A 13,535-nucleotide genomic window follows, 5' to 3' on the forward strand; every position below is an offset into this window, starting at 1 on the left:
AATTATAGCATAATTTTCTGAAATGATATACGAAAGGATTACAACCGAAGCAAAAAGAATGCTTGTGGAAACTAATTTTACTATCGGCAAGATTGGAAATTATCTTGGTTTTGATCATGACTCTTATTTTGTAAAATATTTTAAAAAACAAACCACCATTTCGCCGTTAGATTTCAGAAAAAGAGCAGCAGTTGCTAATGTAGCTGGGATAAACCGTATCAATAAGAAGGTATTGAGCAGGACAAAACAGCCTTCAAAGTGCGGCGTTTTCAATGCGGAAAAAATAGTACTTGCAGGAATTTCTTGTAGCTTTTTTTTTACTATAGTCACATCACAATCTTTGGTTATCTCGTTAAAAGGTATTTGCCGAAAAAATGTATCCATTTGAAGTAGCTTGCCATGATTTTGCTCTAAAATTTAGAGACGATCTTTCTTTTAGAAACTTCCTTATTTTTTGTTGTAAAAATGAAGGTTAAGTCACCCTTTCGAGCTATAGAAACATAGTGTTTCAAATAGTGTTTTTAGTCTGTATTAATGGAAGAGTTACGATAAATTCAGCACCATTAACTTTTTTCCCTGAAGCGCTTATACTACCGCCGTGCCTTTCTGCTATCTTTCTACACAGGGAGAGTCCAAGTCCGTTTCCCTTATATTAATCTTTAGAATGAAGTCTCTTAAATGCATTGAAAATCCTGTCGCTATAAATCGGATCGAGTCCGATTCCGTTATCTTTAAAAAATCAGTATACGTGTCTTTAATAATTACGGATTTTATCGTTACCCGCACAGGATGATCCGGCTTTGAAAACTTAAGGGCATTTTGAATAAGATTGTAAAAGAGTTGGTGAATAAGAATTGCTGCCCCTTCTATCTTAGGAAGCTCACCTGTAATAAGTAGAGCTCCTTTTTCTTTTATTATAAGTTCCAGATCTGTCTTTATATTTTCAATGATCTCATTGAGACTTATTTTCTCAACTTTCTGTATTGATTTGTTAAGAGTGGAATAGGCTAAAATCCCTTCAATAATGTTCTGCATCTGCTGTGCACTCTGATCGAGTTTATCAAAATACTTTTTAGCTTTTTTTTTATAGAATCCTGCGTCTCATTTTTTAAGAGATGATTAAAAAACTTAATTTTCCTGACAGGCTATTTAAGGTTATGGCTTACAATATGTGCAAAGTGCAGAAGATCATCATTCGAGCGGCGAAGCTCTTGGGTACTTTCTGCCACCTGTTTTTTTAATTCTTCCTGAAATTGTCTCTGCTCGCTGATAGGTATTGTTACCGATAATGTATAAAGATCTTAAACAGATTGATAATTTATTATAGTAAATGGATTGTTAATATTAATGTACACTAATTTTAAAAATGCCATAACCTGAGTTGGAATATTAAATTGTTTTTTTGATATAAAAATTTTTTATGGAAAATAATAATGATTTAGGCAGAAGAAGGTTTCTTAGAAATTCTCTATTGGTTGCCGGAGGAGTTTTCATCGCCCCACTTATTGAAAGCTGCAGTGATGATGATAAAACAGATAACAGCGGTGCGCCAAATGGAATGAAAAATGAAGGGTTTGAGACAGGAGTAGCCAGTTTTGACCCTACCGAAATGGGAGTGATTATCTGGACGAGATATTCAACAGGTTCAGATGCTGAAATTACCTGGGAACTCAGTAAGGATGTTGCATTTTCTGAAGTAACAAGAAAAGGGCAGGCCGGAGCATCTTCCATAAATGATTTTACAATAGCCGTAGATGTCCAGAATATTCCTTCTAATACAAAATATTATTATAGATTTTATAATGCCAAAACTAAACAGGTAACTGTTACCGGAGAAACACGTACGCTGCCGTCTAAAACAGATATTGTAAATGATGTAAAAATGGCTGTTGTATCCTGTTCTAATTTTCCAGCTGGACTTTTCAATGTGTATGGAGCGATTGCTTCTTCAGATGCCGATGTGGTAGTTCATCTTGGTGATTATATTTACGAATATGCGCCGGGACAATATGGAACAAATCCTTTTACCAATGCGCTGGGCAGAGAACATAAACCCGCTAGAGAGATTTTAAGTCTCAGCGATTACAGAGAGCGTTATAGACAATATAGAGGTGATAAAAATCTTCAGCTTCTTCATCAGAAAAAACCTTTTATATGTGTTTGGGACGACCATGAGTTTGCTAATGACACCTATAAATCAGGTGCAGAAAATCATCAGCCTGCTGAAGGAGATTTTCAGATGAGAAAACTGGCGGCTTTTCAAGCCTACAGTGAATATATTCCGCTTAAAACAGGAAAAGATCTTAGAATTTACAGAAGTTTTAATTTCGGTAATATTCTTTCGCTTTATATGTTGGATACCAGAGTTATTGCAAGAGATAAGCAGATGAGTTATTCTGATTATATTGATAATGGTGGAAATTTTGACCAGACAAAATTTAGAAAAGATCTGTTAAGCACAAGCAGAAAATTAATTGGAAGCGAACAAATGACATGGCTGGGATCACAGATTAGTGCAGATATTGCTAAATGGAAAGTAATAGGCCAGCAGATCCTGATGACAAGAATGCTGATTCCTGCAGAGCTGCTGCTGCTTTTAAATCAGGTTTTAGCAGAAGTAGATCATTTTGGAAGTGCACAGCCGGCAACTATGCAGTCTCTTATTGGTGCAATCTCTGAACTTGTTGTTATTAAAATGAGATATAAACAAAGTGATCCATCTTTAACTGCTCAGGAAATTGCGAGAGTTACGACAACTTTGCCCTATAATCTGGATGCCTGGGATGGTTATTTTGCAGAAAGAGAACAATTGTATGCCATACTTTCCGGGAAAAATGTTGTGGTACTGGCCGGAGATACTCATAATGCCTGGATGGGTAAACTTACCAATATGCAAGGAAATTTTATAGGTACTGAAATAGCCTGTAGTTCTGTTTCTTCGCCAGGATTGGAAGCTTATCTTGGAATTTCATCCGACCCTAAAAAGGCAATAGAGTTAGCACAAGCATTTATAGTACTGATAGATGATTTAGAATATGCAAATTTATATAAGCGAGGATATACATATCTCAAATTTACATCATCTGGTTCTGAAGCTGAATGGCGATTTGTAGACAATGTAACAACTGAAATTACTAATACTATTACAGAAAAAAAATATACTATAGCATAGTATGTTTGTGTTTATTCGGTACTGATTGAAATTTTTCGATAATACCAAAAAAATTAAAAAAATTGAAACTGTAAATTAAGTCGGGGCAAGAGTTATCATGTTCCGATTTTTTGTATCAGATGATTTGCCTCAATCAGCCTTTACTATCAATCAAATTGGATATGTGGTTAAGTCTGACGAAGCTAAAGGCATAGATTTTTTTGAGCTCCGGTACACGATTAAAAATACTGCTTACACTTGATGCTGCTTGTGAAATGTTTAAAATGAAAACTAAACATTGAGATCCAAAAAAAAGACTGAATTAATGAATCGCTTTTATAAAGGATAACAACTTGAAAATAATACTAAGTAGTGTATTTTTTGTTTAGAATTTTGATTCCTTCCGGACCAATTCCCAATCAGTTTATTAAGTCTTTAGCAACATTACAATAAATAGTTCAGTTTTTAAAATACCTTGCCTTCAATTCACACACCGGACAGACTGAATTTTAAAAGAACTCTAAATAAAAAAAAGGAAACAGCTAGTAAACGCTGTTTCCTTTAATATTGGTTTTTATGCAAAATAATATTAATCTATTTACCGCTTGAGGCAGTAATTTTTCCTAATTGAAGTCTGTAATCCGGTCTCTTTGAATTATATAGGTCAACAAAAGTTTCTTTGTTATCAGTGTGGGAATAAACATTAAAAAAGACGCTGTTACCGTACCAGTTTTCTAAATCAGTATTGTCAGCCTTGTTTTCTGTAAATATATTGCCACTGCATTGATTAAAGAACATCTCTTCAAATTTTATTTTTTTTAGATTAACCTCATTGATTTCAGTTTTACTATCTATAAGCACTGCAGGATTAAAACCAGAAACTACGCTTCTTTTTAATTCCAAAGATGCATTTTCAGCAACGTAAACAGCTTCTTTAACTAAACCTGCCTGAATATCTCCTGTAATATTTTCACTGTCATTTAGCATTGTCATGTTTGAAGCATTAACGAATGTGGCTTTTTTGGTGAAGTCAGTTTCGTTTTTCTTTTCATAGGTTCTAACCTCCAGACATCTCGATCCATCTTTATTGCTTGATAAATAAGATGATCTCACAGCTAATGAATTAAATAATCGGCATTGGATTCCTTGGGTAAATTTAAAATCATCATTAATAGATTTGTAGGATACTAATTGAGCGGTGTTCACATCACCTCCGTAAAAAGCAAATGAATCACCGCCGGAGTAACTTACCATGATATTCTCCAAAATGGTTTTATTGCCCACTCCTGCAACAGTCAATCCATTAAAAGAATCCATTCCTTTAACTTTTTTACCGGCAAATTCAATTCGCACATATTTTAAAACTCCTGAATTTGAAGCTTGGTTGTTCCCTCCATATATAGTAAGTGCCGGATCAAGATCCATACTGTAAGAACCAGCATTGCCAAATTTATTTATGGGAGCATCACCAAGAATTACCACGCCTCCCCAATCACCTGCTTTTTTCATGCTTTGGTTTGAGGTAAATATAATAGGGTCTGTTTCCTGTCCTGCAGCCATAATTTGGGCCCCTTTTGTAATTACAAGAGTACCTTTTGAAACAGCATCTCCAATAATTACTGTGCCAGGCTCAATAGTAAGCACTGCATTATTGGTTACATATACATTTCCTTGCAGAATATATACATTTCTTTTCAGCAGTTTTGTATTTTCAGTAATATTTCCGGCTAAAATTTGATTTGCATCTTTTGACTCGGTCTTTTGAGGCTTGAATTCTGTCCAGTTATCCAGCCAGTTGCTGTATCCTATAATTCCTTTTTCCTGCTGTGCACTTGCTCCGACAGCTGTCAGCAGCAGGCAAATCATTAGAGTAATTTTTTTCATAGTTTGGGGCTATTAGGTATTATATGTTCGTTTGACATTCAGAAAACAATATGTATAAATTAACAACATTTTTTGCAATCTTCGGCAATTAATCTGAAAATTATATCACTTTAAAAAATGATAAAGTAAATTGCTGCGGTGTGTACTACAAAAGTAGATAAACAAATTGGAGTCTGTAGTTGGATTTACTCATATTTAACATCAGGAAGAGAAAATTTAACAATGCTGCTAATATTACTTTCAACAGAAATTAAATACTAAACTTCGTAAGTTACGATTTACATGTAGTCTAGTGCATACCAGTATCCGCATTATGGTGGTATCAACCTGTAATTGTCAAAAATAACAGAGCATTATGGAAATAAAGTTGGAATGGATATGAGCAATGTTAAAAATGAAAAAATTTCTGTTTGCGATATTACAAATGTTGAAAAGAAGAGTTCTTTCATCGAAGGTGTACCTGCAGGATATAACGGTGGTGAATACCAAGTCGATGATACTAATGGAGGAAAAACTTTAATAAATATCCATTCTAAGATTTTTAATAATGATTCTATTTTTAATCTTATAAAAACATCAAGTAAAATAATAGATTCAAGAGGAAATGTAATTCATGAAAATAAAGCGTACAATATAAAGTCATCAATAAATTTACATCTTCCGAAAAAAACTAATAGCGTAAAGTTCTAAAGTGTATTAAAAAAAGAATGTTTCAAGTTAGTAATTTTGTCACCCTACTAGCGTGAGCACCCCGCTGTTGACCGCAATTAAAAGCAAAAGCCATTGTAAGCAAAAGCACTATCTACAGATTCTATAAGAAGAATGAAGACCTGTTTGCTGAAATCAGCTTAAGAAACGGAAAGAGAATGTTCCCTGCTGACCATGCCAGATACTTTGACAGCGAAATCATGTTCGATGAGAACAAAGCCTTAAGACAGAAAAACAAATCAATGAGAAACCGCATCGATTGTCTGGCTAATAAACAGAGCCTGCAATATACCTTCTGGCAGATGGACTGAAGTTTTTTCTTCACGGTAGCCTACAAAGTAGACCGTAACATGACCAGCTGCTTTAAGCAGATGCACAGACTCTACGATTATCTTAACCAAAAATACGGAGCATTAACAGAAATCCGACTGTTCTTTATAACTGAGCCGTTCCCAAACCGAAAAGGCTGTCACAACCATTTTGTGGTCTAGATTGCTGATAAGAAACTTCATCAGCAGATTGTAACAGATATTCAGGACTAGTCAGCCCTAACGGGACAATTCTCGAACCATTTTGTGGATGATTTAAATAAAATAAATATCAAGCAATATTAAATTTTCGGGTTCAAACCCATAACGCTCAATGTAAATATTGATAAATGTAGACCTTGATGAGAGAGAATTCGAACCTTTTATTTGAAGATTTAAAAAATCTAAATGAAATTTAACACTTTTGATTTGAAAATAAAATCGTTTGATTGAATCCGATCTAATGATTTAAAACAAATCATTAGATCGCAACAACTATCAATATTCATCCTTTATAAGATAACTATCTATTACCATGTCAAAAATATTATCTTCAATAACAACTTGTTTGAATATTTCTACTTGAATTTCTGCATCGAGTTCTTCTTCATTCATTGATTGTGCGTCGGCAATATAAAAATTCCATGAAATCAAATCAATTTTATCTTGATGCTCAAATATTAATTTCGCAAGTTGCAACTCTGACTCCGATACTTTTATCAGTGTACCCCACTTATCAAAACCTGCTATATTGGCAATTATATGTTGTGCGTTCATGAGGGTAAAATTTTCCTCGTCGATATCAAAGTCCGAAATAATTGCGTCTACAGCGAAATATTTAGGGGTGTATACATAAGCAAAACGATTAAGTTCCTTGTCAAAATCAAGAATTTTTGTCTTGAAATCTCTGTGTAGATTTTTTGCTTGAAGTTTGAAGTAGTCAATATTATTCATAATATAATCCTTTAGTTCAAAGATTATTATCCTGAGATATTGCGTTCGTAAACTTTAGTCGGATAATAAGCTCTGAAGGTTATATTATCTAGCTGTTGGTTGATGAAATCTTCGCACGAACGAGCAGGCGTACCAAAACACCTGACACAAATATAAAAAAAATCACTTAAATGATTCTCTATTATTCTAAATCTTTTTTACTTGTTTAAAAAAGAACTGGACTAAAGCTTTCGGCTACTGTAAAAGATTTGGACATTTGGGTTAATGGAAAGTTGGTTTTGTATTTGGGATGATTTGGTAAATCCAAAGAATGGGCTTAATTTAGTCCCAAACCACTGTAGTCCCAGAACGTTATTCCTCATGCTAAAACGACACCTTAAAAAATATGGAAAGAATCATAAATCTAATTAAAAGCAAAAACTGGAACGAGATTCTGAATTTTTCAAAAACTTTGACAGAAGAAGAACGTTTTTCTACTATTTCTTTATTGAAAGGGCTAGATATTGACAGGGATATTTTAAAAAAGGAGGGTTCAAAATTAACTGGTCAGGAAAGAAATGATTTTTATGAAAATAGGCAACAAATAGATGCTTGTTTAAATTACTTTTTAATAACCTGTATAAGAAATTATGAGGAATTAAAAAAAATAGAAACCAAACATGAATTCTATACTTCAAATCCATATTACAGCTATATTTCAACTAGTAATTTTGAGCCACTTGTTAACTTCTATAAACTCTTTCCACCTAATTATCTGAACAAAGTAATTAAAGACCTATCAAAAGAACGATTTAGGAACATCAACTTTAAAGTACTTTGGAAATTTTATGAAAATAATTGGGTTGAATTTGATGAAGAATTTTTTGTTAGAAGCTTATTTAATTTACAAGGTTTTGACAATAACCATTTTGACGAAGCTGAATTTTTATTGGCACATACTGAATTGATAAATAAAGTTTTTTGTAAATTTTATAAATATGAAATTCCAATTCTAGATTTAATTAAAGCAAACTCAATAGATTATTCTAATGGTTTAAGTGCAAAAGCAAATGTTTATTGGACTGAAGTTTTCAAAATATTAATTAAAAACAATGCTTTTACTAATAGAAGTATAGTAACGCACCTCTTCGCATCATTACTAAATAATTGGAAGAAACCACATTTAGATTGGCATGTAAGATTACTAGAATTGTTTCATCCGACGAAAGAAGAATTAATAGCAAATCAATCTACACTATTTTCGGTATTAGGAACTGGAGAAACTAGTTTAATAAACTATGTTATCTTAAACATTAAAACTATATACACAAATAAAGAATTTGACACTTCATTATTTCTAGAAAATGTTCCGATTATATTTACTAATGACAAAACTGTCAAATCGATTTTAGTAGTTTTGGAAATTATTGAAAACGTGTTAACTAATTCATTTAAAATTGCCATTGATTACAGAGAAGAACTATGCTTGCTTTTTATACAATCTGATACAAAGATCCAAGAGAAGGCAGCCAAAATTTTAATAAATTATTTTGATGATAAAGACTTAGTAATAATATTATCTCCATTTTTATCAAATCTAAAAAAAGTAGCAAAAGATATTTTAAAAGTTGAGAACCTCACTGAAAATTTTGACAATGTAATTGCTGAGAAGAAATCAATTAAAGAAATTGCACCAATTACTAATTGGGATGAGCTTTTATTTCAAATAGGGACTTGCATACGAACAAAATCAACAATAGACATAGAGGTGTTTTTTGAGGGCATTATTCAACTTCAATCTAAGATTCCATCTGACTATATAAAACAGATAAAACCATATACAAAGCCACTTTTTGTTAAATTTTATGAAAGTGATACACTAACTGCATTTACGTTATTTCTTGAGAGTTGGGTAACTAAAAATGATGAAGGGTTTTCAAAGATAGATTTCAAATACATTCCATTTTTAGGTAAAAAGTCAAAAATGACATTTTTGAAATTAAAGGATAAAAACACATTGCCATTTATATCAACACCAACTCATGAACCATTTTTTGTGCATCCGAAAATTTTATTAGAAAGACTATTGCAATATGAAAATAGTAATACAAAAGTTGATTTGGAAGATTTAGTTGTTGCTTGTAATAGAATATTAATAACAGAATTGGATGGTGATTGCAGTAAAGATTTAAAAAACCTAAAAGGCTATTATTCTGATGCTATAGGATACTTTTTTGGAATATCTGACAAAATTAATTTTACCAATGAAACATTACCACTTTGGACACAAATAACTAGAATTAAAAACCCTAATGGAAATTTTTCTGAATTTCAAAAATCCAAAGCATCAAACTATCCTTCTGTTGTTTATCCATTTAATATTAGTTTTAATATTGAAAAAGATGCTAATAAATATGCTACTTGGTATAGATTAATTCTAGATAATAACTGGAATTATACTTGGTATAATAAAGAAAAAGCAATAAGGCAAGAAACAATATTTTACAATACTGCCTCGATAGAAAAAGCAAGTAGGGTTGATATAGGAAACCAATTGTCATTAAATCCCAATTATATTGATGCACTAATTTGTAGATATATACCAGATACAGCTACAGGAAATGAAGTAGGTGGATTTGAAGAATGTTTATATCCAATGCAATTTATTTTAGACCATCAACTTTTTATATATCATAGCGGTTGGCTATACGTAGCAGTATGTTTACTTTTCGAGAAGAAAATTTCAAGAGATCTTGCATCAGAGTATATTAATTTAGCAATTACTAGAAATGAAAATTTAGATGATTTTTCAAAAATTTTAAGTAAGTTGATAAACGACAAATTTGCACCAATAAACCGATTAATTGAGTATTTAGATAAACCTAATCATTTTAAAGAAACTAAACATTTTCAATTTCTTGTTTTATCTAATTGTATAAAAAACTTTGATAAACAAAATCTACCTACTAATAGTAAAAAAGTTGTTCAATATTATAAAGAATTGCAAAATGATTTAAAATTAAATATTGAAGAGGAAGTAGAAAAGAAAATAATTGAAATAAAGAAATAATGGAAACAGAATTTATTTATCAATATAAAAAACCATCACATTTTCTTCAAGAAGAAAAGATTAAAATCTTTTCATTCTCACATAATACTGAAATTGATGAAGATAACAATAAGCCTTGCTTTTTTTATGGAAATATTATTAATTCATTTTTAGCATCTAAATGTTTAAGTGTATTAGCAAACACAGTCAACTCTCATTTTGCATTAACACCTGGTCAAATAGCAAAATTGAAAGATCCAATAGTTTCTGTTGGAGCAGGTGAACTTCATTTTGAAGCGTTTTCTTCTTGTAATAGTGTATATGCTAGAGTTAATATTTTAAAGAACGGTATTGATGGAGATTTTTTGCATTCTGGTACTACAAATATTGATTTTAATAATCAAACAATAAGGGCTTTTAATAATGTGCAGCAATCTGAAAAATTACTAATAGGTATCGGTTCGAAAGAAGTACACGTAATTACAGAAAAACATAAAACCATCGAAAAGAAAGTAACATTACCCAATAGATGGATTAAAGGTTTAGGAAATGTACAAGTATTTTTATCCGAAATGGAACTTGCTTTTCAATTGACCAAATTCGAAGCGTTACAATTATTTAAAACACTTCCTAATACACCAACAAAATCAGAATATTATCTAACAAAAGCGGGTGCCAATTATACTTTTTTACCAATAGAGAGGCAAAATAGTATAAAAGTCGGCGGAATTCACAGACTAAATTTAATACAAAAATTAATTTCGTCAGTAGACAGTCTATTTATTTACAGACATAAAACACAACAAAGCTTTGCCTTAATTTTAAATTTCAAAGATATTCAAATGACATATTTGTTTTCAAATAGTGTTTATCGAGGATTTTCAGGAGAAGGAAAGCTTTTAGAAGATTTGACAAATTCAATTTCATCAAACCTAATAAATGGAATGGATAATTATTTTAAGACAAATGAAGTATTCAATCCTACATTAATTTCAGTTGAAAATGGTATTGATTTAAGAGTAATGAACAATTTACAATCAAATTTATCAGGTATTGGTTTACTTGGGTATAATTTATTTGATAACAACTATTTTTACAGGAGACTTCCATTCAAACTTGAAAGACTACTAAGTTTTAACCCTAGATTAAAAAATGCTAAAAAAATAGTTGAAAGTGATGAGATAAAAATTTTAGAAAAAACAGAAACTTTTATTAAAGCAATTGTAAAAGGTTCTACTGATATTGACCATACGGTCATTAAAAATAATGACATCTATCAATGTACTTGTAATTGGTACACTACCAACGAGAACAACAGAGGACTCTGTAAACATATTCTAGCAGTAAAAATTAGACATGAATAGAAAGTAAAAAGGAAAAACAAGGGCAGAAGTGCTAAATTGAACCTTAGTAAGTCTATTTGACATATGTGCAATTGACTTCATTTAGGATGATTACCCTAAAGGGACTCGAACCAAATTCCCTTGAAGACGCAGGCTTTTAAATTTTCCAGAAACTGAGGCAAAATTTATCGAACCATAAAAAAAGCCGAAAAATCTAGATTTCTCGGCTTTTAATTTTTACTTGTAGCTCTAACGGGACAATTCTCGAACCGTTTTATTGATGATTTAAAAGAAATAAATAAATAATATTCTTATGTATAGCTATTTATATCTATATGTAATCATTTTTTTAGTTTTTTTCAGTAGCTAATTCTAATTTTTCAACTATACAATTTTAATTATAAATGAAAATAAACTTTGATTTAAGATTTTTTTTTGACCACCTCTAGAAATAATTTACGGTCTGTTATATCTAATTTTAAAATCTCAACATCTACAAAATCCCCTAGATCTATAAAATCAAATCGATTTTTGATTAATTTATCCTTATAAATTGAAGTATCAATAACACCATCTATATCTTTTGTGAGTGAAACTATAATTCCAAAATTCGTTAATTTCTTTACAATGCCTGTATGTATAGACCCTGTTGGATATGTGGAATTTATATTAATCCAAGGATCTTGTTTTAATTGTCTTATACTCGAAAATATTTCTTTTGTATCTTTATTTATAGAAGTAATTATAACTTCGACAAGATCACCTATTTCCATGAAATCTTGGGCATAGCATAATTGAGAATTCCATGACATTTCATAGACCCTAATTAGACTTTCAATTCCATCAGGCATTTTAATGTAAGCTCCATAATCAGCAATTTCAAATACTATTCCTGTTGTTATATCTCCTACATTGTAATTGTTAAATGTAGATTCTAAAGGTAAAATATCTTTTTCAATTGAATAATCCTCTCCATCATCTGAATCTGCAACATATTTAATGTTTGTAGTTATTTTACCGGAATTTGATGATGAATTTAATTGTTTGGCAAAAGTATTTGTATGAGAAACCATAATATCTTTGCGATTTTTATCAAATTCAATGACTATAAAGTTAGCATATTCTCCTTTTTTCAATTTATATCCATTTAATTTTCTTAGGTGTCGAGATGGAATAAAAGCTGTTACATCATTATTGAAAACAACAATCGCTCCTTTGCTCACAAAATCTTCGACCATTCCCCAATGAATACTTCCCTTTTCAAAATCTAGTTTGTCCCAAGGATCTTCAATCTGTTGCTTATATCCCAATTGCAGTTTACGAGTCCTTTTATCTATATCTAATATAACAAAATTAAGGATAGCTCCTACTTTTAAAAAGTGAGATGTGTTTTTAATTTTCCTCGTCCACGAAAGATCATTAATGTGTACTAAACCGTCAAGTCCCTCGCTAATTTCTATTATGGCGCCATAATCAACTATTGATAAAACTTTACCAGGGACATTGTCAAGAACCTTAATTTTTTTATCTATATCCTCCCACGGATCAGGATATAATTGTTTTAAACCTAATTGAATTCTAGTTTTTTCATAATCAAAATCGAGTATTACTACTTTTATTTTTTGGTCTAATTCTAATATCTCGTTAGCGTGATTGATTCTTGACCAAGTTAAATCGGTTATATGAATTAGACCATCGATTCCTCCTAAATCAATGAAGACACCAAAGGATGTAATATTCTTCACGACACCTTCCAATATTTGACCCTTTTCTAATTGATCAATAATTTTCTTTCTTTTTATATTTATATCAGCTTCGCTAATGATGCGGTGTGAAATAACGACATTTTTTAATTCTGGATTAATTTGTATAACCTTGAATTGCATTTTTTGCTCGATATATATATCATAATTTATAATATGTTTAATATCAATTTGCGATCCTGGTAAAAATGCTTCTATATCAAGCACATCCACTATCATTCCACCATTGGTTCTTGATTTTATTATTCCGGAAATCAATGTTTGATTTTCAAATGCACTAACTATCAATGCGAAAGATTCTTCATCTTTTTTGTGCTTAATATATAAAGCCTCGTAAAGAGATGGTCTAATTTTTTTTAAAATTTGCCAAAAAGTATTTTCTGTAAAGCCAATATT

10 protein-coding genes are annotated in these 13,535 nt (G+C 31.0%); 5 read left to right on the forward strand and 5 right to left on the reverse strand.

The genetic code is table 11. The annotated features are described in order from the left end of the window. The first annotated feature begins 22 nt into the window (after window positions 1-22). Complete coding sequence (locus B0A64_RS24535; protein ID WP_089482068.1) at window positions 23-388, forward strand: helix-turn-helix domain-containing protein; 366 nt, start codon at window positions 23-25, stop codon at window positions 386-388. Window positions 389-508: 120 nt separating this feature from the next. Here the strand turns inward: B0A64_RS24535 and B0A64_RS24540 are convergent, their stop codons facing one another. Further along, entirely contained in the window at window positions 509-625 is a 117-nt protein-coding gene (locus tag B0A64_RS24540; protein ID WP_089482077.1) for a hypothetical protein, read from the reverse strand. Further along, the gene (locus B0A64_RS24545) at window positions 610-1,035 is read right to left on the reverse strand and encodes a hypothetical protein (protein ID WP_089482069.1); all 426 of its coding nucleotides are present in this window, start codon (window positions 1,033-1,035) and stop codon (window positions 610-612) included. Before B0A64_RS24545 ends, B0A64_RS24540 begins: the two co-directional genes overlap by 16 nt. Window positions 1,036-1,420: 385 nt before the next feature. Between B0A64_RS24545 and B0A64_RS24550 the strand changes: the two genes are divergently transcribed. Further along, window positions 1,421-3,172 carry an alkaline phosphatase D family protein gene (locus B0A64_RS24550; RefSeq protein ID WP_089482070.1) on the forward strand — a complete coding sequence of 584 codons (1,752 nt, stop codon included), beginning with the start codon at window positions 1,421-1,423 and terminating at the stop codon, window positions 3,170-3,172. Window positions 3,173-3,745: 573 nt separating this feature from the next. Here B0A64_RS24550 and B0A64_RS24555 read toward each other — a convergent pair. Continuing rightward, the gene (locus tag B0A64_RS24555; RefSeq protein ID WP_089482071.1) at window positions 3,746-5,035 is read right to left on the reverse strand and encodes a hypothetical protein; all 1,290 of its coding nucleotides are present in this window, start codon (window positions 5,033-5,035) and stop codon (window positions 3,746-3,748) included. A gap of 333 nt (window positions 5,036-5,368) precedes the next feature. Here B0A64_RS24555 and B0A64_RS24560 point away from each other — a divergent pair, with 333 nt between their 5' ends. Then, entirely contained in the window at window positions 5,369-5,725 is a 357-nt protein-coding gene (locus tag B0A64_RS24560; RefSeq protein WP_089482072.1) for a hypothetical protein, read from the forward strand. A gap of 824 nt (window positions 5,726-6,549) precedes the next feature. Here the strand turns inward: B0A64_RS24560 and B0A64_RS24570 are convergent. Beyond that, a complete protein-coding gene (locus B0A64_RS24570; RefSeq protein WP_089482073.1) occupies window positions 6,550-7,005 on the reverse strand; it encodes a hypothetical protein in 456 nt (151 codons plus the stop codon). 385 nt (window positions 7,006-7,390) lie between these two features. On the opposite strand from B0A64_RS24570, the gene B0A64_RS24575 reads away from it, so the two are divergent. Then, entirely contained in the window at window positions 7,391-10,054 is a 2,664-nt protein-coding gene (locus B0A64_RS24575) for a DUF6493 family protein (RefSeq protein WP_089482074.1), read from the forward strand. Then, window positions 10,054-11,397 carry an SWIM zinc finger family protein gene (locus tag B0A64_RS24580; RefSeq protein WP_089482075.1) on the forward strand — a complete coding sequence of 448 codons (1,344 nt, stop codon included), beginning with the start codon at window positions 10,054-10,056 and terminating at the stop codon, window positions 11,395-11,397. The genes B0A64_RS24575 and B0A64_RS24580 overlap by 1 nt, the downstream gene beginning before the upstream one ends. A gap of 401 nt (window positions 11,398-11,798) precedes the next feature. Here the strand turns inward: B0A64_RS24580 and B0A64_RS24585 are convergent. Then, the coding region (locus tag B0A64_RS24585; protein WP_089482076.1) for a S1 RNA-binding domain-containing protein at window positions 11,799-13,535 on the reverse strand (1,737 nt) is incomplete at its 5' end.

Source organism: Flavobacterium araucananum, assembly GCF_002222055.1.
In the GTDB taxonomy this organism is placed as follows: domain Bacteria; phylum Bacteroidota; class Bacteroidia; order Flavobacteriales; family Flavobacteriaceae; genus Flavobacterium; species Flavobacterium araucananum.

What these genes read in the sequence shown, in the direction of transcription:
- B0A64_RS24535 (WP_089482068.1), top strand. Translation starts at nt 23, where the DNA reads ATGATATACGAAAGGATTACAACCGAAGCAAAAAGAATGCTTGTGGAA.
- B0A64_RS24545 (WP_089482069.1), bottom strand. Translation starts at nt 1,035, where the DNA reads ATGCAGAACATTATTGAAGGGATTTTAGCCTATTCCACTCTTAACAAA.
- B0A64_RS24550 (WP_089482070.1), top strand. Translation starts at nt 1,421, where the DNA reads ATGGAAAATAATAATGATTTAGGCAGAAGAAGGTTTCTTAGAAATTCT.
- B0A64_RS24555 (WP_089482071.1), bottom strand. Translation starts at nt 5,035, where the DNA reads ATGAAAAAAATTACTCTAATGATTTGCCTGCTGCTGACAGCTGTCGGA.
- B0A64_RS24570 (WP_089482073.1), bottom strand. Translation starts at nt 7,005, where the DNA reads ATGAATAATATTGACTACTTCAAACTTCAAGCAAAAAATCTACACAGA.
- B0A64_RS24575 (WP_089482074.1), top strand. Translation starts at nt 7,391, where the DNA reads ATGGAAAGAATCATAAATCTAATTAAAAGCAAAAACTGGAACGAGATT.
- B0A64_RS24580 (WP_089482075.1), top strand. Translation starts at nt 10,054, where the DNA reads ATGGAAACAGAATTTATTTATCAATATAAAAAACCATCACATTTTCTT.